The sequence below is a fragment of the Pseudomonas sp. KK4 genome, assembly GCF_001984065.1.
Lineage (GTDB): Bacteria > Pseudomonadota > Gammaproteobacteria > Pseudomonadales > Pseudomonadaceae > Aquipseudomonas.
Genome location: NZ_LYVP01000055.1, coordinates 12,841 through 34,790, shown reverse-complemented (window position 1 = coordinate 34,790; position 21,950 = coordinate 12,841). Strand labels below are relative to the sequence as shown.

The window sequence follows — 21,950 nt, the reverse complement described above, 5'->3', positions numbered from 1 at the left end:
GCTTTCGCGAGCAAGCCCGCTCCCACAGGTTTTGTGTTGATCGTGAGCTTTGTGGACGGCAGGCTCAGGCCAGCAGTGGCATCAGGCCGCCCTGGCGGTCGAGTTTGGCCAGGTCGTCGAAGCCGCCGATGTGGGTGTCGCCGATGAAGATTTGCGGCACGGTGCGGCGGCCGCTGCGTTTGACCATTTCTTCGAGCTTGCCCGGCGCGCGCTGGACGTTGATCTCTTGCATCGTGATGCCTTTGCCGGCCAGCAGGGATTTGGCGCTGCGGCAGTAGGGGCAGGTTTCGGTGGTGTAGAGGGTGACGGTGTTCATGTTGATTCTCCAAGTGAGGGCAACTGTAGGAGCGAGCTTGCTCGCGATGATCGTGAGGACGCCGCGTTTATTCAGAATGCCCGCGTCATCGTTGAGCACCATCGCGAGCGAGCTCGCTCCTACAGGAGGCTATGTTTCAAACAGCTGGAAAGTCGATCTCGGTCAGGGCAACGTTGTTCAGGTAGTTGGTCAGCGTCTGCGACGCCACATGGGCAACCACCTCAACGATTTTTGCATCGTTGATCCCGGCAGCGCGGGCAGCGGCGATTTGGTCGCTGGTCAAGTGGCCACGGCTTTCGGTGATCTGACGGGCAAGCAAGGCGAAGGCGTCGAGTTTGCCTTCACGGGCGCTGCGGATTTCCTGGCTGGACAGCCCGGCCTTGCCGGCGAACAGCGTGTGCGCCGCCACGCAATAGTCGCAACCGTTAACCTCGGACGTGGCGAGGAAGACCGATTCCTTCTCGGTAGCGCTCAGGGACGTCTTGCCCAGTGCCGCCGAGTTTTGCATGTAAGAGGCCAGCACCGCCGGAGCATGGGCCAGCACACGGAATACGTTGGGCAGGAAGCCGATTTTCTTTTCCACACCTTCCAGGAACGGGCGGGTGGCGTCGGTGGCGTGTTCAACCGGGATAATGCGAGTCATGATGATTCTCCTGTATTCAGCGCGACACGCGCTGGGTATGGAGTAGATGCTAATGATTGGTGCTGGATAATTGGGTGCAAATCGTCGACGATATACGACAGATCGTCCAGACCTGCTCTCGGGAGCCTCCCCATGGATCGTTTGTCCACCTTGCTCAGCCATTTCGGCGTCAACGCCGGTACCTTCCACAGCGGCAGCTTCTGTGGCATCACTGCCATCGACGGCACCCAGGCGTACGGCCACGTGCACCTGTTGCAAGCCGGCGCGGTCGACCTGAAGCTGGGTGACCAGCCCGACCTGCACCTCAGCGAGCCGACCCTGATTTTTTTCCCCAGGCCTTACCGACACCGTCTGTTCGCCACTGAAGACTCCGGCGCGCAACTGGTGTGCGCCTCCCTGAGTTTCGACGGCGGCTCGGGCAATGCCCTGGCCACCGCGCTGCCGGATTACCTGGTGCTCAAACTCGACGAAATCCCCACCCTGGCCAGCACCCTGCAATGGTTGTTCAACGAGGCGTTCGACGGCACCTGCGGTCGCCAGGCGGTGATGGATCGCTTGTTCGAACTGTTGGTGATCCTGTTGCTGCGCCACATCCTCAGCACCGGCAATCAACAGCCGGGCATGATGGCGGGCCTGGCGGATTCGCGCCTGGCACGCCCGTTGAGCGTGATGCACGAAGAACCGGGCAAACCCTGGAGCGTGGCCGAACTCTCGACCCTGGCCAATATGTCCCGGGCCAGCTTTGCCGAACACTTCAAGCGTGTGGTTGGTCAGGCCCCGGTGGATTATCTGGTGAGCTGGCGCATCAGCCTGGCGCAGAAACGCCTGCGTGAGGGCAAGCCGATCGCGCTGATCGCCGAAGAAGTCGGCTATGAAAGCGCCTCGGCCCTGGCCCGGGCGTTTCGCCGCAAGACCGGGCTCAGCCCGCGAGAGTGGAGAGGATGAAGCGCATGGGGCACGCCGCGACTTGAGCGCCGAAGGTCGTAGATGACTTCCCCACCGGACAAACGTAATCTCGCCAGCTCGCTTCTCAAAACAAATCAAACAATCAGGAGTCATTGATGCAACCGATCCGTCTCGGTCTGGTGGGTTACGGCAAGATTGCCCAGGATCAGCACGTTCCCGCGATCAGCGCCAACCCTGCGTTCCAGTTGGTGGCTGTGGCAACCCAAGGCCAGCCCTGCGCCGGCGTGGAAAACTTCAAGTCCCTGAGCGAGCTGCTGGAAAACGGCCCGCAGGTCGATGCCATCGCCTTCTGCACACCGCCCCAAGGGCGCTTCGCCCTGGTTCAACAGGCGCTGGCCGCCGGCAAGCATGTGCTGGTGGAAAAACCACCCTGCGCCACCCTGGGTGAAGCGCTGGCACTGGTGGAACAAACAAAAGAGCAGGGCGTCAGCGGCCTGTTCGCCTGGCATTCGCGCTACGCCCCCGGCATCGAAGCCGCTCGCGACTGGCTGGCCAGCCGCACCCTGCAAAGCGTGCAGATCGACTGGAAGGAAGACGTGCGCAAATGGCACCCCGGCCAGGCGTGGATCTGGCAACCCGGTGGCCTGGGCGTGTTCGATCCGGGCATCAACGCCCTGTCCATCGTCACCCATCTGCTGGCGCTGCCGCTGTTCGTCGAATCTGCGCAATTGCGCGTGCCGAGCAACTGCCAGTCGCCGATTGCCGCTTCGATCAAAATGTCCGATGCACGCCAACTCGACGTGCGCGCCGAGTTCGATTTCGACCATGGTCATGACGAGTTGTGGAGCATCGAAATCCGCTGCACCGAAGGCGTCCTGCGCCTGGACAACGGCGGTGCGCTGTTGAGCATCGACGGTGTACGCCAGACCGTATCGGAGGAGGGCGAGTACGCCGCGGTCTATCGCCACTTCCAACAGCTGATCAACGACAAAGCCAGTGACCTGGACCTGCAACCGTTGCGCCTGGTCGCGGACAGTTTCTTCGTCGGCAGTCGGGAGTTGGTCGAGCCGTTCTTCGACTGATCCTCAAGCCATCGGCGGCAATTCAAACCCGGGAATCACCCGTCCCAGTTTCACCGCCTGGCGATGCAGCACCTGCATCAGCCGGGCGGATGAGGCCGACAGCGGTTCGAACTTCGAATAGACAAAACTGATGTCGAAGTGAATCGCCTCCACCAGCGGCACCACCACCAGGCCGCTGTCCTGGGCCACGAACTCATCGATGATGGTCAGGCCCATGCCTTGCTTGACCAGCGCCACCGCTTCGTTGGCGTTGGTGAAGTTCAGCATCGAACCCAGGTTCAGGCCCTGGCGTTCGATTTCCTCGGCCAGCAACCGGCCAAACGGCATGTCGGGGCGAAACAGCAGCAACGGCTGGTCGACCAGATCGTGCAGCGACAACGCAGCCCTGCCGGCAAACGGGTGATCCGCCGGCATCACGCAGACCATGCGTGCGCGCATGAAGGCCATCGAGTGCAGGTGATCGTGGATCAGCGGCAGCGCGGAAATCGCCAGGTCGACTTTCTTCGACAGGATCTGGTTGGGCATATCGCCCATCAACGTGGTTTGCCATTCGATGTTCAGCGCCGGCATTTCCCGCTTGAGCTGGGCCAGGGCGCCTGGAATGACCACCGTCGACAATGATGCGCTGCAGCAGATTCGCAATTGGTGATGGGGGCCGTTGGCCAGGGCCCGCGCGCACTCGTTGACCGCCAGCGCGGCCTGATAGACCCGCTCGACTTCCCGGTACAGGGTCACCGCTTCGGCGGTGGGCACCAGGCGATTGTTGATGCGCTGGAACAGGCGGTAGGCCAGCCGACTTTCGATGTAGGTGATCAGTTTGCTCACCGCTGGCTGCGACACGTACAGCATCTTCGCTGCCCCGCTGATCGAGCCGGTCAGCATCACCGCCCGGAACACTTCCATGTGCCGCAGCTTGAACACCATCGTCGTGGCTTCGGGGGCTTCGTTGAGCATGGGTCATTAACCTTTGGTTATTGTTCGAGCGATCTGGGTATGAGCGCGATCGAGCGCCGGGTCGTATCTTCACTGCAACTCAATCGCCCGGCGCGGCGAACAATAACAAAGATCAGCGAGCAAGCGCAGAGACGCTTGGCGGGAGCAGCCTTGAGCATTTACGACGAACCCAAGATCGATTGCCATAACCATTTGTTTGACCCCGCACGCTTTGCCTATCGCGCCGACACGGTCTACGCACCGGCCGGCCAGGAGGTCGCACCGCTGGAGCAGTTCGCCCGGGTCATGGACGCCTACGGGGTGCACCACGCGCTGCTGGTGGGGCCGAGCAGCGGCTACCGCACCGACAACCGCTGCCTGCTGCATGCACTGGCCCATGGCGAAGGCCGTTTCAAGGGCATCGCTGTGGTCGACCATGACATCAGCTTGCTTGAACTGGCGGCGCTCAAGGAGCAGGGCGTGGTGGGTGTCGCCTTCAATCCGGCGCTGGAAGGCGTGGCGGTCATGAGTGACGCGGCCGGGCTGTTCGGGCGGCTCGCCGAGTTGGACCTGTTCGCGCAGATTCAGGTGCAGGGCGATCAATTGGTCGAATTGCTGGGCCTGATCGAATTGACCGCGCCGCGGCTGCTCATCGATCACTGTGGCCGCCCCGAGGCCCGCGCAGGCCTTGACCAGCCGGGGTTCCGCGCACTGCTGGACCTGGCCGACAGTGGCCGGGCCTGGGTGAAGATCTCCGGCATGCAGAAGTTCGCCGCCCGCGATCATCTCGATGAACAGGCCGGCACCTACGTATGTGCATTGCTCCAGGCCTTTGGCCCGGATGCCTGCGTGTGGGGCTCGGACTGGCCGTTCATTCGCGAGCCATCGCGGGTGGACTACGGCCCGCTGCTTAAGCTGGCCGAACGATTGATGCCCGATGCAAGTGTGAGGAGAAACGTGATGTGGGACACGCCACGGCGGCTGTTCGGCTTTGGCGAGCGTTGAATCGGCAGCGGTGCTGCCCGTAATACCCCAATAAAAACAAGGAACAACACCATGACGACCGACAATAGATTCGCGACGGCGGCGCTCGCCCGTCCGGCGACGCAAGCCGCCAGGACCCGCACCCGCTTCATGATCCTGGCGCTGATTTCCGGCGGCACCATGATCAACTACCTGGACCGCAGCGTGATGGGCATCGCCGCCCCCAGCATCAGCGCCGACCTGGGGCTGAACGCGGTGATGATGGGGCTGATCTTCTCTGCGTTTTCCTGGACCTACGCCGCCGCGCAGATTCCCGGCGGCATCCTCATTGACCGTTTGGGCACCAAGTTCACCTACTGGCTGGCGCTGACCTTGTGGTCGTTGTTCACTGGCCTGCAGGGCCTGGCCCAGGGCTTTCTGTCGCTGCTGGGTTTTCGCCTGCTGGTGGGCGCCAGCGAAGCGCCGTGCTTTCCTACCAACAGCCGCGTAGTCGCGACCTGGTTCCCGCAGAGTGAGCGGGCGCGGGCGACCGGTATCTACACCTTCGCCGAATACGTTGGCCTGGCCTTTCTCACACCGTTGTTGTTCTGGGTGCTGCACGCCTATGGCTGGCGCGTATTGCTGGTGGCGGTGGGCATTATGGGTGTGCTCTATGGCCTGGTGTGGTGGCGCAAATACCACGAGCCCCATGAGTCGACCACGGCCAACCAAGCGGAACTGGACTACATCGCCGCGGGTGGCGGGGTGGTCGATGGCGGCCAGAAAGCCACGCGGTTTTCCTGGTCGCAGATCCCCGCATTGCTCAAGCATCGCAACATGCTGGGGATCTGCCTGGGGCAGTTCGCCTGCAACTCGACCAACGTGTTTTTCCTGACCTGGTTCCCTACCTATCTGGTCACCGAGCGGCACATGCCCTGGCTCAAGGTGGGTTGGGTGGCGGTGCTGCCGTTCATTGCCGCGTCCCTGGGCACCCTGGCCGGCGGCTGGCTGTCGGACGCCCTGTTGCGCCGTGGCTATTCGCTGAACGTCGCACGCAAATTGCCGGTAATCGCAGGGCTTTTGACCGCCTCGGTGATCGTGTTGGCCAACTACGTGGACTCCGATGCGCTGGTGATCGCCATCCTGTGCGTGGCGTATTTCGCCCAGGGCATGTCGGCGCTGGCCTGGATGATTGTCTCCGACATCGCCCCCAAAGGCCTGCTGGGCCTGAGCGGCGGCGTGTTCAACCTGTTCGCCAACGCGGCCGGCATCGTCACCCCGCTGACCATCGGCGTGATCGTCACCAGCACCGGCTCGTTCGTCTGGGCCCTGGCGTTCGTGTCCTCGATCACCGTACTGGGCGCGCTGTGCTACCTGTTCATGGTGCGCGATCTGCAGCGCCTGCCTGACATCCAAACCGTTCAACAAGGAGCTCACTGATGACTCGTTACCTGGAAGGCCAGACGGCCATCGTCACCGGCGGCATGCGCGGCATTGGCCTGGGGATTGCCCGGCGCTTGCACACCGCTGGCGCGCAGATCGTCATCTGGGATCTGGCGGTGGAGGGCTGGGACAGCGTCGCCAACGGCTTTGAACCGGTGATGCGCCAGGCGGTGAATGTGGCCTCGCTGGCGTCGGTGGAGGCGGCGTTCAAAGAGGTGCTGGTGCAGCAGGGGCAGGTCGATATCCTGGTCAACAACGCCGGGATCAATGGCCCGGTGGCGCCGTCCTGGGAATACCCGACGGCGGCCTGGGACCAGGTCATCGCCGTCGACCTGACTGCGGTGTTCTATTGCTGCCGCACCGCCATCGCGCACATGCGTGAGCGCGGCTACGGGCGCATCGTCAATGTCGCCTCGATGGCCGGCAAGGACGGTGTGCAGTACATCTCTGGCTATTCGGCGGCCAAGGCCGGCGTCATTGCGTTCACCAAGGCCGCGGCCAAGGAACTGGCCCAGGACGGTGTGCTACTCAACTGCATCGCGCCGGCCATGGTCGAGACCGGGCTGCTGGCGGAGATGACGCCGGAGCACATCGCGGCGAGCAAGGCCAAGATCCCCATGGGGCGCTTCCTGCAAATCGAGGAGATCGCCAACATGGTGACCTGGATCGCCGGGCCCGAATGCAGCTTTACCACCGGTTTTGTGTTCGACCTCAGCGGCGGGAGGGCCACCTATTGAGTGGCCTGGGTGTCGCGCACCTCACCGCGCTGGAGCTGGCGCCGCAGGTGCTGGTGAGGGAGGCGAGTCGAGCGGGTTTCAGCTCGGTCGGGCTGCGCCTGCACCCGGCCATGGCGGGTGGCATCGCTTACCCGCTGGCGCCGGGCAGCCAGGCGTTGCGGCAGTTGAAGCGCACGCTGGACGATGAAGGGGTAGTGGTCAACGAGATCGAATTCGTCGAGCTCAAACCCGGCGTGGACATCGCCGGGCTGGCGATGTTGCTGGAGGCCGGGGCGCAATTGGGCGCGCGTTGCATCACGGTGTCGGGGGATGATCCGCAGCAGTCGCGGCTCACGGACAACTTCACCGCCCTGTGCGAACTGGCCGGCGGATATGGGCTGCGGGTGGATCTGGAGTTCATGCGCTGGCGCCAGATCGGCGACCTGCAACAGGCCGTCGCGCTAGTTGCGGCGGCGGGGCAGGCCAACGGTGGGGTGCTGATCGATGCCTTGCACCTGTTCCGCTCCGGTGGTGATGCCGCAGCGGTGGCGCAACTGGACCCCCGTTATATCCATGGCGTGCAATGGTGCGACGCGCCGGCGTTGGCGCCCACGGGCGAGGGGATTATTCGCGAGGCGCGGGAGGGGCGCCTCGCGCCGGGGCAGGGCGAATTGCCCTTGGCCGGACTGCTCCAGGCGTTGCCACCTCAAGTGCACGGCAGCGTGGAAGTCCCATGCCCCGGGATGGACGCCGCTGCGCGCCTGGCCCGAGCCTTCACCCTCACCCGCGCCTGGCTGCACAGTTCGAAGACGCCACAAACCATTTAACCAACCCGACATCCCCTGTAGGAGCGAGCTCGCTCGCGAAAAACCGGAGAACACCGCTGGGCATCAGGTTCCCCGCGTCATCGTTGACCACCATCGCGAGCAAGCTCGCTCCTACAGTTAATCGCATTCCCCTGTAGGAGCGAGCATGCTCGCGAAAAACCAGAGAACACCGCGGGGCATCAGGTTTCCCGCGTTATCGTTGACCACCATCGCGAGCGAGCTCGCTCCTACAAACGACCGCGTTCCCCTGTAGGAGCGAGCATGCTCGCGAAAAACCGGAGAACACCGCTGGGCATCAGGTTCCCCGCGTCATCGTTGACCACCATCGCGAGCAAGCTCGCTCCTACAGTTAACCGCGTTCCCCTGTAGGAGCGAGCTCGCTCGCGAAAAACCAGAGAACACCGCTGGGCATCAGGTTTCCCGCGTCATCGTTCACGACCATCGCGAGCGAGCTCGCTCCTACAGCATCAACGGTTGTGCCGCCAGATGGAGAAATTCAACGCCGCCGCCACGCACAGCCACACCAGGTAAGGAAACAGGATCAACCCGGTGATCACGTCAAACTGCAAGGCCATCACCACCAGGGCAGCGACCACCAGCCAGAGCAGTATCAGGATCACCATCGCGGCAAAAATGCGGTTCGCGCCGAAGAACACCGGGGTCCACAGCGTATTCAGCGCAATCTGCGCCGCCCATAGCGCCAGCACCGCTTGGGTTCCGGGGATCAGGCTGAGCCGGTAACCGGCCCAGGCCAGCAACAGATAGATCGTTGTCCAGGCCACCGGGAACAGCCAGTTGGGAGGGGTGAAGCTGGGTTTGGCGAGCGATTCGTACCAAGGGCCCGGTTTGAAGAAGAGGCCCGTGCTGCCTGCGGCACCGCAGGCCAGAAGAAAAATCAGGAAAGTCATCATTCATCCTTGGCTGAGGGTCAGCTGTCTGGGTTCAAACGCCAGGTCGGCGGTCTTAAAGAAGGGACGCCCACGGTGGCGAAAAGTTTGCAGGAGGGGAGGACATTTCTCTGATCCGCGCCGTTCGCCCCCCCCACGACTCGCCATTCAACCACGAGCAATCTTGTCATTTGCCAAGGCTTAGGGCAGGGTCAATAGCACTGATATCTCTGCCAAAGGAGTCACTCCATGTCAAAGCTATATCCCAGTATCGATCCCGAGGGGCTGGTCGAGTATTCAGTGGTCTACACCGACCGCTCGCTCAACCACATGTCGCAGTCCTTTCAAGGCGTGATGAAGAACATTTCCACCACCCTCAAACAGGTCTACAACGCCCAGGCCGTTGCGGTGGTCCCGGGCAGCGGTACATTCGGCATGGAAGCGGTGGCTCGACAGTTCGCCACCGACCAGCAATGCCTGGTGATCCGCAACGGCTGGTTCAGTTATCGCTGGAGCCAGATCCTCGAGATGGGCAAGATTCCAGCGGCCACCACGGTGCTCAAAGCCCGACCGGTCGACACCGGTCGCCAGGCGGCCTACGCGCCACCGCCTCTGGATGAAGTGCTGGCAGCCATTGAGACACATAAGCCGCAAATCGTCTTCGCCCCCCACGTTGAAACTTCTTCAGGGATTATCCTGCCCGACGAGTACCTGCGGGCCGTCGGCGACGCCGTGCATGCGGTGGGTGGCCTGTTCGTGCTGGACTGCATCGCCTCCGGCACGCTGTGGGTGGACATGCACAAATGCGCAGTCGACCTGCTGATCAGCGCACCGCAGAAAGGCTGGAGCGCCTCGCCTTGCTGCGCCCTGGTGATGTTCAGTTCGCTGGCCCTGGGGCGCATCGAACAGACGCAAAGCAGCAGCTTCGCCTGCGACCTGAAAAAGTGGCTGCAGATCATGCAGGCCTACGAACAGGGCGGCCATGCCTACCATGCGACCATGCCCAGCGATGCCCTCGCGCGATTCAACGACGTGATGAAAGAGACGCAAGCCTATGGCTTTGAAAAGGTCCGCAATGAACAGCAGGCGCTGGGCGATCGGGTGCGCGCAATGTTGACCCACAAAGGCTTCAAAAGCGTGGCCGCCCCCGGCTTCCAGGCCCCGGGCGTGGTGGTGAGCTACACCGACGACGCCGACATCAAGAACGGCAAGAAATTTGCCAGCCATGGCCTGCAGATTGCCGCCGGGGTGCCGTTGCAATGCGACGAGCCGGCGGACTTCCAGACGTTCCGCATCGGTCTGTTCGGACTCGAAAAGCTGCACAACATCGAGCGCACGGTCAGCACCCTTGAGCAGGCACTGGATGAGGTGATGAGTCGCTAAACGGGACGGATGATGGGCAGCTGCATGATGTGGGTCGACCCAACGCTGATGATGGGACAGTCAGCAATCGACCCACAGCACCTACGATCCGGCTTTCCCGGGCTTACTTCATTTTCGCCAGGATGGCCACGGCGACGGCCTTGGCCGACTGTGGGTTCTGGCCGGAAATGACTTCACGGTCCTGGATCACGTTCTCGCTCCAGGGCTTGGCTTCGGAGAAGTTGGCGCCGGCTGCCGTCAGGCCATCCTGCGGAAACAGTTTCATATGGCCGCCGCCGAGGAAGCCTTTGGCCTGTTCCTCTTCCGCGTCGGTGAAGGCGGTGACTTTGTAGCCCTTGTAAATCCAGTTGGCTGGCGCTGCCGGCTGTTTGCCCGACTCCAGTGCGGAGACAAAACCGTGCGCGTCCGGGATCGCCGACAACATGGCGATGGTGCCATGGCAGGTGAAGCCGGTGATCTTGCCTTTTTCATGGAAGTTGGTCAGCAGTTGGCCCAGTTGCTTGTCCTTGAGCAGATCCTGCATCGGGATATGGCCGCCAGGCACGAACACGGCATCGAACTTGTCGTAGCCGATTTTCTGAACCTGGGCGAAGCTGATTGCCGGCGAGCCGCTCTTGGAGGTCAGCTTCAGCGTGTCCAGCAGGGCAAGGCTTTCCTGACGGGCCTTCTCATCGCCGCCCCAGAAGCTCACATCATTGGACTTCTGATCCGCAGTCGGCGCCTTGCCGCTCGGGGTGGCAAATACCACGGTTTGACCCGCCGCGATGAAGGTCTGCACCGGTTGCATCAATTCGTTCAGGAAGAAACCGGTCTGCATGACCTTGCCGTCTTTCAGGTCCAGTCGATCCTGATCCGACAGTACAACCAGTACCGTGCCGGCGTTGGCGTAGTTGGCAGCAGCAGCGAGCAGAGCGGCAATGATGGTTTTTTTCACGGGATTCTCCAGATGGGATGGTTTGCTGGCGCCATCTTATTGCTGGAGCTGGGAATGATAGAGTGCCTGGATTGATTTTCACTTGTTACATTGAGTAATTAATGCATAGCAGCCGGTCCTTCGTTTTTTGACTCGCCTTTCAGGCGAGTCTTTTTTTGCCCGCAGGAAAGTGCTTCGAAAATCCATTTAAGAACGCACAAGTTTGTATAGGGGTTTATGGGGAATTGGGAATTCAGGCTGGCCAGCAAAAACATACTGTGGCGGCCCTTTGTGAACACATCGCGGTCGGTGCCGCGCAGTCTCAAGTGCAGAGCGCCCAGCTGGATTGGCAAGCGCGATCATGCTCAGGGCAAGGCATTCTCGGGTTTCAGAAAGCACGGGGGGGAATTATGCGAGCCCGTAGCGGGCAAACGCGCTTGGTACGAAGCCAAGCGCCTTTGGCAGGACGGCACACTTGCGCGCCGCCCTGGCACTTCAGCCTTTGTTGGCGTTGAGCTTGCGCAGCTCTTCGTAGGTAGCCGACTGGACGAACCAGAAGCCGGAAACGATGCACCAAACCAGGGTGCCGACCACAAAAATCCCCAGGGCTGGCAAGAAGCCGCTGGTGAACAGGGAGATCAACGCGATGAGCCAGATCACGGCCAGGGAGACGTAGAGAACGATGTTATTGACGCTGATGACGAAGTCTTTCACGGGCGTATTCCTTGCAGAATGTCAAAAGATTACCCCTCCAGGGGCGGGCACATGATAGCGCATTGCCTCTATCGATTGAATAGTGGGACTGGCGGATTCAACTCGCCGTTCATTCCAGTCGGTATTAGGGATCACCTTTTGCAGATCGCAACGAATTTCCCACACCTTCTGGTACGCATTTTTATTGTTGTGGACGACTTTGAACTCAACGGCATGGGGTGGCAGTTCACCCCGGTGGTCTTCGATCCACAGGTCCACCTTCTTCCTCTCAGCAGCGATCAGCCAGCGAGGGACATTGTGCCGATCGCTCAGTGGCTGGCCCAGACCGAAACGATCGCGATGGATGTCCAGTAACGCTGAAGCTTCCAGGCTCAGCCAATGTTACGGTGCGGCTGTGACGGCGATGGAGGACAGCATGCGTCGCCGCTCATCCTGCTGAAGGTGAGTGATCAGGAAATCAAAAAAAGAAGGAACGAAGGACATGGAAGGTGTTTGCTCGAAAGGGATAGCTGAAGCCGCTGCGATGGTGGCTACCCGATAGTGTGGGGGGAGTGGTGAGGCGTTGAACATTACTTGTGAATGCTCCAAACCCAGCCCATCCACTGTAGGAGCGAGCTCGCTCGCGAAGAATGCCCAGACAGCACGGTCACCCAGACGCCCCGCGTTATCGTTGAACCCATCGCGAGGACTTTCCCCTCAACAACCCGCTTTACGGGACATTATACAGGACTTCCCAGACCAAACATTTTCGTGACTTCCCTCCTTGTTGCATTTAGTATCAAAAAAATGATGCCTTTTAGCCATCATTCAGGACACGGCAGTGCATTCCCTGGAAAAGGACTTCGTTTGAGCAAGATTACCCATTTCGCCTTGGCCATTATTGTGCGACCCGGCCTGCCAAAACCTGCGCGTGAATTAAAAGTATCGCGCCGGGGCTTGTTCAGTTACCTCCTTCCCAACCGCGCTCGTGCGCTGACAACCCTTAACCACGGTCAGCGCTTTGCCTTGCCCCCAATACGCACTTCCCGAACGCATTCGGTTTTGCCTGGATACTGAGCTTTTATCAGCATTGCGGTGAAACGACGTTTTGTAGAACAGCATTGAAATGGACTTGAGATGACCAACGCATTTCGTTTCACGACGCTTGCCAGTGCATTGCTGCTGGCTTCCGGGTGCTCTACTGCCCAATTCGATCAACTGGGCAAAGACTACGGCACGGCAATCTTGTGCGGTGCCGGGTTGGTTGTCGGCGGTGCGGCGGGTTATGCCTTAAATGGCAACAAAGGCGCATTGATAGGGGCTGCGGCGGGCACAGCAGTTGGCTGCTACGCAGGCTCGGTCTGGCAAAGCCGGATGCAAGAGCTCGATCGCATCGCCAAGGAAGAACACCTGAACATCCATTCAGAACAACTTCAGACTGCGTCAGCCACACCCAATGCCGCGCCGGTGGATGCCGGCCTGGTGACGCAAATCGAAGACTCAGGAATGTTCGATACCGGCTCTGAGCAACTCACTGTCAGCGGCCAGCGCAGCGTCGCCAAAGTGGCCGCCGCTTACGCCAATGTCGATCCGAAAATAGCGAACACCCGACGTTTACTGGTGGTAGGCCATACCGATGCCACGGGCAGCAGCACAACCAATCAGAAACTGTCCGAGCGCCGTGCGCGCACCGTCGGCAAAGTCTTGATGGCCGCAGGCATTCCGTCGACGTCGATTTTCTACCAGGGTGCCGGCGCTTCGCGGCCATTGGCCGACAACAGTACCTTCGAAGGCCGTACTGAAAACCGCCGGGTAGAAATCGCAGAACTGACCTCCCAGGAGCTGCTGGTCAGGCGCGCCAAAGCCGAGCAGTCCAACGCCAAATACCTGGCCCACGGCGCATCCACTGCCAAACCGGTGAGCAAGCCTGCCGCCCCAGCGGTCGTGGCAAAGGCGACCTCGCCAACGTCTCCTGCCGTCACTCCAGCACAGACCATCAGCACTCAAAACAGCAACGGTGCGAAACCGGCCGTGGACTTTGGCGGTGTGCCAACCGCCAGCATGCATTGGAATCTGGGCCAAAACATAACGCCGAAAACCGGCGGATTCAGCTTCGTTAGCGCGGCTAATGCCAACGACATTCCCGTTGGCAGTTGCCAGGACGACATGCCGCGAGAAAGCGGTGACGTCATCAGCCTGGCTACCGATAAACCGCTCGATGGCGTGAAAACCCGCGACTACCTGCCGGGCTACAACAACCGGGTATGGGCCAACACGGTCAATGGCAACCTGGTGACGATTTCCCCGGTTTCCATCCTTCGCGAAGGCGCCGAAGTCGGTAAACAGCCCTTCATTCAAGTGGTGAAAGGGTATGGCGATGGCAACCGTAAGCCGCTGCCGAAAATGAATGCCGTCGCCAACACCTACGAAGGCGAGAAAGAAGTGTTGTACCGCGTATTCATCAGCGAACCCAAGGCACCGGTCGCCTGCATGGACGTTGTATTCAGCAAAGGCAATGCAACCGCCGAACGCGGTGCGTTGTTCTACCCCGTCGGTGAGCAGAGTTACACCGTCGCATACGCCCCCGTCAGCACCCAATAGTAGATAAACGGAGATATCGAACGTGCAAGAATCCGCGATGGCAGCTTTCAAGGCTTTTATTGCCGCAAACGAGATGGCGATCATCAGCATCACCGCTGTTTTCGTTCTGTTGTGCCTATTGAAATTTTACTGGGAGAAGGTCGGCTACTTCACCATGCGCATCTGGCACGGTGTACCGCTGATTGGCACGGTATCGCGCTCAGCCAGTAAAGAGCCCACCGTTCGCCCGGATGGCTGGACCAACTCCGAATACGATCTTTGCAATGACTATTACGAAGCATACGGTCAGGTGGACAAGAGCCCGGAGTTCTTTCGCCAGTGTCAGGATTACCTGAAGAAAATCGGCGAAGCCGGTCGCAAGCCGCGCCCGGCCTGGGTGTTTGTCCTGGCCGCCGTCCTGTTGGTCGTTGAAGCCATCGGCTTTGGTTACGTACTGTCGGGCTGGTTGAGCCTCGACGCGTCGGCCAGTGACAAGCGCTACCAGGCCATCGGCGTGGCAATCCTGCTGGCGGTCATTTCCTGCGGTTTCGCCGAGGCGGCCGGCCACGCTATCCACCACAACAGCCTGATCAAGAAAGCCCGCGCCTGGTGGCGTGGCGACGCATCCGATTCGCGCTCCAACCATCTCAAGCAAATCGATTCGATCAACATCGAAGACAGTTTCAGCGACAGCAACGACAAGGACTACAACCGCATCCTGTCGCGCATCGCCACCTCGGTCGACGTTACGCCCAAGTACCTGCTGATCGGCGCCTTCGTCGGCATTATCATGATCATGTCGGTCGCCGCTTTTGTGGTTCGCGCCAAGACGCTCGACAGCATTCAGGATGAGATGGTCAACTCGCTGCGCGCTGAAAGCGCCCATAGTGCCGCCTCCACCAAAGCCAGCCCGTTTGAGCTGCCGGACGAATCCAAAGCGGTCAACGACTCGGCGGACAACAAAACCATCGACGACAAGATGCAAGCGATCCGGGACGCATCGCTGACCACCTACCTGATCCTCTCGGTCATTTATATCGCCATCCAGTGCATCACCTGCTGGCTCGCAAGCATTTTTGGTTTTGCCGGTGTCCACTCGCGCCGCGCCTACAACTACACCCATAAATTCAACAGCGCGGACGAAATGGTTCGCTGGATGGAGCGCGAGCGCAACAAGATCTCCGGCCATGCCGACCATAAGCTGAGCATGTTGCAGCACAAGCTTGCCACCCGCATGACCAACAACGCCGAACACCTCAACGCGATGAAAGGCTCAGCCATTCAAAAGCGTGACTTCAACGCGTATGTGATGGTGCGTCGTACTGCAGAGAAGGCACTGAAACATGGCCAGGAGCGCATCAACACGATGCCAGCGCCAGCAGTTGAAGTGGCAGCGCCGATCCCCGCCGCACAACCTGTCCCGGCGTTGCAAGCAGCCATTGCGGCAGTGTCCGAACCTGTGGCCGCGGCACCCGTGGCGGTGCTGGCAGATATTGACGCAAATGCCTTCCACGACCTCACGAGCGTCACTGATGAGCAATTGCCAACCTTGGCAAAAGCGCTCAAGCAAGACGAAGCCACTCTCAAGAGTGTCCGTGAACAACAGTTGTTGCTTAAGCAGCTTGGCATCTTCAAGGTCGCCGGAGTCAGCGCATGAAAGCCCTGAAGGCATTGATCATCGCAGCCCTGGTGATGCCTCATATCGCCATGGCCAACGAGCGCAACGACCTGCAAAGTTGCTACGAAACCGCACAACTGCCCGATCTGAAGCCAGCCTCCCCAGGCCGCGAACTGATCGTCGTGGTCGACCAGACCGTACCCGTTCCGGAAGATATCCAGAAGCAGGCATGGGGGCAGATCACCCGTTTCGTGCAACCCGGCGATAGCATCAAGCTCTACAGCTTTTCGGCGTTTCTGCCGGGCGAATACCTACGTTTGATCTATGCCGGCAAGCTCGACAAAAATGTCCCAGAGCAAGCTCGCGACGACGCCAGCGCACGCAAGCTACGCACCCTGGACCAGTGCCTGGCCCGTCAGCCGCAAGACTTCGAAATCGGTTTCGGCAAGCTGTTCGTCAAGAGTCTGCGTGACGCCCGGCAGGACATTCCGAGAAGCGAAATCATGAACGCTTTGCGCAAGATCGGCGACGACATCAAAACAGCCGAAAAGGCCCCCGATCATGTGGTGCTCTTGATCAGCGACATGCTGGAAAACAGCGACTACACCAGCTTCTACGCGAAAAATCAGATCAAGAACCTGGTGGTCGCCGACGAGCTGAAAAAGGCCCAGGCCCATCACCTGTTCGCTGATCTTTCCGGCGCTCGCGTCTACGTCACGGGTGCTGGTCTGATCACCGATGACATCAAACAAAACTATCGCTCAGGTAAAACCATGGATGCGTTGAACGCGTTCTGGGCGGGCTACTTCAGCCAGTCCAATGCATCACTGGTAGGCTTTGGCACGCCGAGTTTAGGGGGAGACCTGAGGTAATCGGGAGAGCCCATGGCTGTCCATTGACCCAAGTTGGTGCTCATGCGTTAAACAACGCCGGAGGCGTTTGTTTAACGCCTCCTACAGTTACCAGACGAAAGCCACAAATCCTTGCACCATTGCCTACGCTTACGCCAGAATCCGCCGGCTTGTGCGCCTTGGGGCCGCTGGGTAACTTGATTCGCGTCACTGAATGGTCAGTGATCGGGTTTAGTCGCCCGGTTGGATATTTAGAGAGTTGCACAAGCTCATCAGTCAGGCAGTTCGATGTCTGCACTCGATGGTGGCTGTGCGCAGGGCGCCTTCGGGCGCGCCGGCTTTGCTAGATTCCCCGGTCGACTAACCTGCGTACAGCTGCCTCCCTCCCGTTTAGTCGCAGGAGGGTGGCGCTCAATCTGGAAACCTAGCTTATGTTCAAAGTCACACCCAACCCCCCGGAAACCGATCCGGCATCCCCCTACGAACCCGATTCCAAAAAGCTAAACGACGCCGCCGAGCGTGCCCTCAACTACCACTTCCCATCGTCAGCCGACATTAAGGCCACACCGCGCACCCCCAGCTCTCTATTCACCGTCAACCCGGCGACCACCACCGAAGACCTGATGGTGTACCTGGTCGAAACCCTGGCCTCCGTCGATGTGATGGTTCATCAGTTGGTGGATCATTTGGAGGGTGGGGATCGGAATGCGTTGTTGGGGATTTCCAACAGCATCATGTTGGCGGAGATTACGGCCAATCGGGTGTTGGATCAGATTGATCCGCCGTAATAGGTTGTTCTCAATAGCTGTGAGGGAGGGCTGTGCTTGTGGAGGGGGCGGGTGACGCGTTTGGTCAGATGGCCAGCGTTATCGTTGACGTCCATCGCGAGCAAGCCCGCTCCCACAGCGATTGTGTTTATTCTGGTGGGCCAGCGTTGTCGTTGTCGTGTATAGCGCGAGCAGAATGAAATCACGTCGCTTAGAGACCGCTAACGCAAAACGCGCATCAGCTGTTCAATAACCCTAGCTTCGACCGCACCTTCATTCCTCGATTACTGCTTACCGCTTGCGAACATTTTTGTGAAGCTTGGTGGCGCCTGCTGAATGCTCATCTTTACTCTCTCCACGGACGCTCAGACAGTGGAGGTTTGCATGAAGCAATTCACAGCGTTACTTATCTTGATGCTGCTTTCTGGCTGCGATGTCAGCTCTAACAACAGTACGCCTAAGGTTACGGCCTCAGATCCTGGCACACAGCAACAGCAGCATCAGGTGCTTGATGCGACTGCGGAATTTCTCCGACTGCTCGATGATGGGAAGTCCGATCAGACTTGGGCTGCAGTCAGCCCAGTGTTAAAGGCCACGACCTCCGAAATTATCTGGAGTAACGAAATCAAAGCCGCTCGCCTGGGGCTGGGATCGCTGGAGAAGCGTGAACCTACGACGATTGGGTTTACCCAGCACATGCCCGGCGGGCCCGCCGGGAATTACGCGGTGGCCGAATGCGTGGCAACATTCGCGACCGGTCCGGTCAATGAGAAAGTGGTTTTTCGTGAAGATGAAAAGCAATGGCGTGTTGTGGGTTACTTCATCCATAAACAAGTCAGCTCTGGTGCCGAGAATAAGAAAGCGCCTTTGTGAAATGAAGGTAATGCTCGCAAGGGAATGACGACTTTTGGCCGATTCTGTTGAAAAAGTCGCTTCTTTCCAGACTGCCCGGACACTCACCGCTGAAAACGCATGTTTTTACGCGCCACTACGCGAAATCTGAGCCCGCAGTCTTCTGTTCAACGCAACGATGTCAATCTCAAGCGCGTACTTTTTGTCGTGGAAACCATGACGGACTTTTTCCACAGAATCGGCCAGTAGCGATCAGTCGAACATGTGCTCTAAAAGCCATGGGACGGGACAATCACTAGTCCATTCCTGAAAGCAATCATTCATTTGATCTTCGGATATCTGATGTTCGTGGCCAGTGGATACCGAAGGAATCATGAATGACGCAGCATGGCTGCTCATCGCGTGATGCCCTTCATACCCTGTCCAGGAATCCTCATGGTGCTGTCGTTCAACCCTAGCAATAACCTTTCAGTCGCCCGGATTGAACCCCGTTGTGTTTGTGCCCCCATATCCAAGAAGGGTCGAGCATGAGCCGTCAACTACATGCATTGGTCGTGGGAGCCAGCGGCATCATTGGTAACGCTGTGGTCGAGACATTGGTAGCAGATCCACAATGGACTGTCCGCGCGCTACGCCGCAGCTTGAGCCCCGCTGTCGACTCCATCGACTGCGACCTTACTGATGCCGCAGCCACGTTGGCCGCACTGGCAGGCGTCGACGATATCACCCATGTATTTTTCGCTGCCTATCAGCCCGACAGAAATGCCCTCATCGAGGCACAGACCAATTCGGCGATGTTGCGCAATGTGCTCGACGGTTTGAAATCCGCGGGTGCCAAAGTCGAGCGGGTGGTGTTGTACCAAGGAGCAAAGGTCTACGGTGGTCACTTGGGCGGGCCGGTTCCTACGCCATTCTACGAGGACGCTTCTCGGCATCTGGCGGCGAATTTTTATTTCGCCCAGGAAGACGTCCTGCGTGAACGCCAACTAGCCGGCGAGTTGGAATGGTCGATCCTGCGGCCGGATGCCGTATTGGGCGATATCGCTGGCAATCCTTTCAATATCGCCATGGTCATCGGTGCTTACGCTGCACTATGCCGCGAAGCCGGCGTGCCGCTGAAATTCCCCGGTTCGCCCCATACCTATCGTGGCGTTTACGCTCAATTAACTGACGCGCACTGGCTTGGACGCGCAAGCCTGTGGGCTGCTACTGCCGATAACGCACGTAATGAAGCCTTCAATCTGGTCGGCGAACCGTTTCGCTGGAACCACCTGTGGAAGAAGCTGGGTGATGCCCTTGGCATGCCGATAGACGAGCCGCAACCGATGTCGATGAGTACGCACATGGCCGACCAAGCCGAGGCCTGGCAACGCCTTACAGAAAAACACAACCTTCAACCTGTACCCTACGGCCAGTTGGTGAATTGGGGGTTCGGCGATTTTGTATTCAACCTTCAACAGGATCTGCTTTCAGACATGGGCAAGATTCGCCGGGCGGGATTCACCGAGCCAATGCACACCGAAGTCGCGTTGCTCGAAATGATCGCCAGCTTGCGAGCAAAACGTTTTCTACCGTGATGATGTTGTTGCCCAATCACTGAAGCTTTGCCCCATTAAACCAATACGCCAGGATCTTGAGGTCCTGGCAGCTTACCTTCTGGCCCGAGCAACTTTGCTCCTCCCATCTATAGAAAGGCGTTCAAGCCCCGCTGGACGGCAGGCCGAGCTTCGATGGCGTGAAACCAGTCTGACAGCCGTGGATGGCTCTGCCAGTCCAATCGGTTGCGAACAGATGAAGCAATCGTGAATGCAGAAATATCCGCCATGGAGAAAAAACCTCCAGCCATGAATTCCTCTGTGAGGAAACTTTCCGCGAAAATGAGCTGCTCGATGACGCGCTTGTCTATCACAGCGGCGGCATCGTCCAATCCCGCTTGCCGTAAGAAGAATGCGGCGTGGCTAGGAGCGATAACGTCAGTCACGAAAAAGAAGTAGCGATCAAAAACCCTGACAGTTTCTGGGCCAGGCAAAAGTGGCGCAAGCTGACCTGGAGCTTTGGCATCGGCGTATTGGATGATCGCGTTCGACTGGTTGATGATCAGTGGAGGCGTCTGCGTGTGATCGACCAGTGTCGGTACTTTACCGGCGGGGTTGAGTGCCTTGTACGGCATATCACGCTGCTTATGTGCCCATAGATCCACTTTTCTCGCTGTATAGGCAATACCGGCCTCTTCCAGTGCGATTGCGGCCCGGATGCTATTGCCCGTGTTAGCGCCATACAGCTCTATCAAATTGTTCATAAGGCACTCTTATAGAGTTCAGAGCCCAAGCGGTGAATCAATCGTTGTGGCGTGACCAGAACGCGTTGGCGACGGCCAAACCCTGAGCCAGGAACTGGTGGGGAGGTGTCGATGCCTACAGTTGCACCACGAGCGGCATTGATAGCGATCGTTATCAATAAGAGGAATCTACCAGCTCAATGAAAAAATCAGCAATGCTTTTTTCTGTTGGGGAGCGGAATATCGCATTCACGCGATTGAAAAGAGCAACATCCAGTAAGACCTACGCGACTTTCCAGTTCAACCCAACGTATTGCCACTCAAAGCGACAGCATCACCTCTGAAAGGAACTCAGTGAACAGCCGGACTTTTTGCGAAGGCACCCGTCCCGCTGGGTAAACGGCATTGACCTCAATTGAATCCAGCAACCAGTCCGGCAAGACCGAAACCAGCTGTCCAGATTCCAACTCTGCCTTGCATATCCAAGCGGACGCGATCGTGACTCCTAGCCCAGAACAAGCACTGGCGAGGGCCGCCTCCGCCGAAGCGACACGGATACGCGGTGACATCTTCACCACCGTCGATACGCCATCACGGCTGAAATTCCAGCCCGGACTTGCTGATCCGCCGGGGCCTGCAATGCAGTGAAAATTCGCCAGATCCGCCGGGTGCCGAGGAGCGCCCGTGGCAGCTAAAAACATTGGCGAGGCAACCAACAACCTGTGCTCAATCGCGAGTCGCTTGAAACCAAATGACGAGTCTTCCAATTCGCCAAAACGGATCGCCATATCAGCGCCTTCAGCGACTAGATCATGCATTCTGTCCAACGTCAGAAGCTCCAGTTTCAGCTCAGGGTGAATGGCCAGGAATTTCGGCAACTGGGGAATGACGATCCTTCCCGCCAGGATGGAGGGCAGCGCTACTCGCAATACACCTTTGAGGCTGTCCATCCCCTTCGCGACATGATCGGCCTCCTCCAGATCAAACAGAATTTGCCGAGCTTTTTGCAAAAAAGCCTGTCCGGCCTCTGTTGGCACAATGCGCCGGGTGCTACGGAGCAACAACCGCGTATTCAATCTTGATTCGAGTTCAGAAATTATCCGCGAGACAGAGGGCTGAGATAACCCAAGCTCCCGGCCTGCCGCTGAGAAGCTGGCTGTCTCAGCCGCTCTCACGAATACCATTAACTCTTGAAAGCGATCGCTCATTTTGATCTCGGATAGGTGATATTCGAACACACCCGATAGTCTCCAAATAGCGAATACCGCACCATTCTTCGACACGCGCTGCGCAACGCTG

Annotated in this window: 22 protein-coding genes; 14 read left to right on the top strand and 8 right to left on the bottom strand. The window is 59.0% G+C overall.

Features of this window, described 5'->3' with window-relative positions:
* Positions 1-64 precede the first annotated feature (64 nt).
* Together grxC and B0W55_RS18385 are read right to left on the bottom strand one after the other, a co-directional pair.
* Positions 65-316 (bottom strand): glutaredoxin 3, encoded by a 252-nt coding sequence (gene grxC / locus B0W55_RS18390; protein WP_077047353.1) that lies wholly within the window; start codon positions 314-316, stop codon positions 65-67.
* A gap of 136 nt (positions 317-452) precedes the next feature.
* Positions 453-959: a carboxymuconolactone decarboxylase family protein gene (locus B0W55_RS18385; protein ID WP_077047348.1), complete on the bottom strand. Its 507-nt coding sequence runs from the start codon at positions 957-959 to the stop codon at positions 453-455.
* Between the two features lie 132 nt (positions 960-1,091).
* Between B0W55_RS18385 and B0W55_RS18380 the strand changes: the two genes are divergently transcribed.
* Positions 1,092-1,904 (top strand): AraC family transcriptional regulator, encoded by an 813-nt coding sequence (locus B0W55_RS18380; RefSeq protein ID WP_077047347.1) that lies wholly within the window; start codon positions 1,092-1,094, stop codon positions 1,902-1,904.
* 116 nt (positions 1,905-2,020) lie between these two features.
* Positions 2,021-2,947, top strand: a complete 927-nt coding sequence (locus B0W55_RS18375; protein WP_077047346.1) for a Gfo/Idh/MocA family protein — start codon at positions 2,021-2,023, stop codon at positions 2,945-2,947.
* 3 nt (positions 2,948-2,950) lie between these two features.
* Here B0W55_RS18375 and B0W55_RS18370 read toward each other — a convergent pair whose 3' ends face one another.
* Positions 2,951-3,901, bottom strand: a complete 951-nt coding sequence (locus B0W55_RS18370; protein WP_077047345.1) for a LysR family transcriptional regulator — start codon at positions 3,899-3,901, stop codon at positions 2,951-2,953.
* A 150-nt stretch (positions 3,902-4,051) separates the two neighbouring features.
* On the opposite strand from B0W55_RS18370, the gene B0W55_RS18365 reads away from it, so the two are divergent.
* The 4 genes from B0W55_RS18365 to B0W55_RS18350 are packed head-to-tail and all read left to right on the top strand — an operon-like array spanning position 4,052 to position 7,829.
* Positions 4,052-4,885 carry an amidohydrolase gene (locus tag B0W55_RS18365; RefSeq protein ID WP_077047344.1) on the top strand — a complete coding sequence of 278 codons (834 nt, stop codon included), beginning with the start codon at positions 4,052-4,054 and terminating at the stop codon, positions 4,883-4,885.
* A gap of 51 nt (positions 4,886-4,936) precedes the next feature.
* Positions 4,937-6,283 carry an MFS transporter gene (locus B0W55_RS18360; protein WP_077047343.1) on the top strand — a complete coding sequence of 449 codons (1,347 nt, stop codon included), beginning with the start codon at positions 4,937-4,939 and terminating at the stop codon, positions 6,281-6,283.
* Positions 6,283-7,023, top strand: coding sequence for an SDR family NAD(P)-dependent oxidoreductase (locus B0W55_RS18355; protein WP_077047342.1), 741 nt, complete (start codon positions 6,283-6,285; stop codon positions 7,021-7,023). Before B0W55_RS18360 ends, B0W55_RS18355 begins: the two co-directional genes overlap by 1 nt.
* Positions 7,020-7,829: a sugar phosphate isomerase/epimerase gene (locus tag B0W55_RS18350; RefSeq protein ID WP_077047341.1), complete on the top strand. Its 810-nt coding sequence runs from the start codon at positions 7,020-7,022 to the stop codon at positions 7,827-7,829. The genes B0W55_RS18355 and B0W55_RS18350 overlap by 4 nt, the downstream gene beginning before the upstream one ends.
* Positions 7,830-8,296: 467 nt before the next feature.
* Here the strand turns inward: B0W55_RS18350 and B0W55_RS18345 are convergent, their stop codons facing one another.
* Positions 8,297-8,737, bottom strand: coding sequence for a TspO/MBR family protein (locus B0W55_RS18345; RefSeq protein WP_077047340.1), 441 nt, complete (start codon positions 8,735-8,737; stop codon positions 8,297-8,299).
* Positions 8,738-8,965: 228 nt separating this feature from the next.
* Here B0W55_RS18345 and B0W55_RS18340 point away from each other — a divergent pair, with 228 nt between their 5' ends.
* On the top strand, positions 8,966-10,099 hold the full coding sequence (locus B0W55_RS18340) for an aminotransferase class V-fold PLP-dependent enzyme (protein WP_077047339.1): 1,134 nt from the start codon (positions 8,966-8,968) through the stop codon (positions 10,097-10,099).
* 103 nt (positions 10,100-10,202) lie between these two features.
* Here B0W55_RS18340 and B0W55_RS18335 read toward each other — a convergent pair whose 3' ends face one another.
* Both B0W55_RS18335 and B0W55_RS18330 read right to left on the bottom strand, forming a co-directional pair.
* A complete protein-coding gene (locus tag B0W55_RS18335; protein WP_077047338.1) occupies positions 10,203-11,033 on the bottom strand; it encodes a type 1 glutamine amidotransferase domain-containing protein in 831 nt (276 codons plus the stop codon).
* Between the two features lie 474 nt (positions 11,034-11,507).
* Positions 11,508-11,726: a hypothetical protein gene (locus tag B0W55_RS18330; RefSeq protein ID WP_077047337.1), complete on the bottom strand. Its 219-nt coding sequence runs from the start codon at positions 11,724-11,726 to the stop codon at positions 11,508-11,510.
* Positions 11,727-11,864: 138 nt separating this feature from the next.
* Between B0W55_RS18330 and B0W55_RS30825 the strand changes: the two genes are divergently transcribed.
* The 7 genes from B0W55_RS30825 (at position 11,865) to B0W55_RS18295 (ending at position 19,950) form a co-directional block, all read left to right on the top strand.
* Positions 11,865-12,080: a hypothetical protein gene (locus B0W55_RS30825; RefSeq protein ID WP_175645522.1), complete on the top strand. Its 216-nt coding sequence runs from the start codon at positions 11,865-11,867 to the stop codon at positions 12,078-12,080.
* Positions 12,081-12,842: 762 nt separating this feature from the next.
* Complete coding sequence (locus B0W55_RS18320; RefSeq protein ID WP_077047335.1) at positions 12,843-14,306, top strand: OmpA family protein; 1,464 nt, start codon at positions 12,843-12,845, stop codon at positions 14,304-14,306.
* Positions 14,307-14,343: 37 nt separating this feature from the next.
* On the top strand, positions 14,344-15,942 hold the full coding sequence (locus B0W55_RS18315) for a hypothetical protein (RefSeq protein ID WP_083743209.1): 1,599 nt from the start codon (positions 14,344-14,346) through the stop codon (positions 15,940-15,942).
* Positions 15,939-16,775 carry a hypothetical protein gene (locus tag B0W55_RS18310; RefSeq protein WP_077047333.1) on the top strand — a complete coding sequence of 279 codons (837 nt, stop codon included), beginning with the start codon at positions 15,939-15,941 and terminating at the stop codon, positions 16,773-16,775. The genes B0W55_RS18315 and B0W55_RS18310 overlap by 4 nt, the downstream gene beginning before the upstream one ends.
* Before the next feature lie 410 nt (positions 16,776-17,185).
* On the top strand, positions 17,186-17,542 hold the full coding sequence (locus B0W55_RS18305) for a DUF6124 family protein (protein ID WP_077047332.1): 357 nt from the start codon (positions 17,186-17,188) through the stop codon (positions 17,540-17,542).
* Positions 17,543-17,905: 363 nt separating this feature from the next.
* Positions 17,906-18,394 carry a DUF4019 domain-containing protein gene (locus tag B0W55_RS18300; RefSeq protein WP_077047352.1) on the top strand — a complete coding sequence of 163 codons (489 nt, stop codon included), beginning with the start codon at positions 17,906-17,908 and terminating at the stop codon, positions 18,392-18,394.
* Positions 18,395-18,900: 506 nt separating this feature from the next.
* Positions 18,901-19,950, top strand: a complete 1,050-nt coding sequence (locus tag B0W55_RS18295; protein WP_077047331.1) for an SDR family oxidoreductase — start codon at positions 18,901-18,903, stop codon at positions 19,948-19,950.
* Between the two features lie 107 nt (positions 19,951-20,057).
* Here the strand turns inward: B0W55_RS18295 and B0W55_RS18290 are convergent, their stop codons facing one another.
* A complete protein-coding gene (locus tag B0W55_RS18290; RefSeq protein WP_077047330.1) occupies positions 20,058-20,672 on the bottom strand; it encodes a glutathione S-transferase family protein in 615 nt (204 codons plus the stop codon).
* A 299-nt stretch (positions 20,673-20,971) separates the two neighbouring features.
* A complete protein-coding gene (locus B0W55_RS18285) occupies positions 20,972-21,889 on the bottom strand; it encodes a LysR family transcriptional regulator (RefSeq protein WP_218189765.1) in 918 nt (305 codons plus the stop codon).
* Positions 21,890-21,950: the final 61 nt, after the last annotated feature.

What these genes read in the sequence shown, in the direction of transcription:
- B0W55_RS18300 (WP_077047352.1), top strand. Translation starts at nt 17,906, where the DNA reads ATGAAGCAATTCACAGCGTTACTTATCTTGATGCTGCTTTCTGGCTGC.
- B0W55_RS18375 (WP_077047346.1), top strand. Translation starts at nt 2,021, where the DNA reads ATGCAACCGATCCGTCTCGGTCTGGTGGGTTACGGCAAGATTGCCCAG.
- B0W55_RS18345 (WP_077047340.1), bottom strand. Translation starts at nt 8,737, where the DNA reads ATGACTTTCCTGATTTTTCTTCTGGCCTGCGGTGCCGCAGGCAGCACG.
- B0W55_RS18320 (WP_077047335.1), top strand. Translation starts at nt 12,843, where the DNA reads ATGACCAACGCATTTCGTTTCACGACGCTTGCCAGTGCATTGCTGCTG.
- grxC (WP_077047353.1), bottom strand. Translation starts at nt 316, where the DNA reads ATGAACACCGTCACCCTCTACACCACCGAAACCTGCCCCTACTGCCGC.
- B0W55_RS18295 (WP_077047331.1), top strand. Translation starts at nt 18,901, where the DNA reads ATGAGCCGTCAACTACATGCATTGGTCGTGGGAGCCAGCGGCATCATT.
- B0W55_RS18355 (WP_077047342.1), top strand. Translation starts at nt 6,283, where the DNA reads ATGACTCGTTACCTGGAAGGCCAGACGGCCATCGTCACCGGCGGCATG.
- B0W55_RS18315 (WP_083743209.1), top strand. Translation starts at nt 14,344, where the DNA reads ATGGCAGCTTTCAAGGCTTTTATTGCCGCAAACGAGATGGCGATCATC.
- B0W55_RS18340 (WP_077047339.1), top strand. Translation starts at nt 8,966, where the DNA reads ATGTCAAAGCTATATCCCAGTATCGATCCCGAGGGGCTGGTCGAGTAT.
- B0W55_RS18290 (WP_077047330.1), bottom strand. Translation starts at nt 20,672, where the DNA reads ATGAACAATTTGATAGAGCTGTATGGCGCTAACACGGGCAATAGCATC.
- B0W55_RS18385 (WP_077047348.1), bottom strand. Translation starts at nt 959, where the DNA reads ATGACTCGCATTATCCCGGTTGAACACGCCACCGACGCCACCCGCCCG.
- B0W55_RS18360 (WP_077047343.1), top strand. Translation starts at nt 4,937, where the DNA reads ATGACGACCGACAATAGATTCGCGACGGCGGCGCTCGCCCGTCCGGCG.
- B0W55_RS18370 (WP_077047345.1), bottom strand. Translation starts at nt 3,901, where the DNA reads ATGCTCAACGAAGCCCCCGAAGCCACGACGATGGTGTTCAAGCTGCGG.
- B0W55_RS18380 (WP_077047347.1), top strand. Translation starts at nt 1,092, where the DNA reads ATGGATCGTTTGTCCACCTTGCTCAGCCATTTCGGCGTCAACGCCGGT.
- B0W55_RS18310 (WP_077047333.1), top strand. Translation starts at nt 15,939, where the DNA reads ATGAAAGCCCTGAAGGCATTGATCATCGCAGCCCTGGTGATGCCTCAT.
- B0W55_RS18305 (WP_077047332.1), top strand. Translation starts at nt 17,186, where the DNA reads ATGTTCAAAGTCACACCCAACCCCCCGGAAACCGATCCGGCATCCCCC.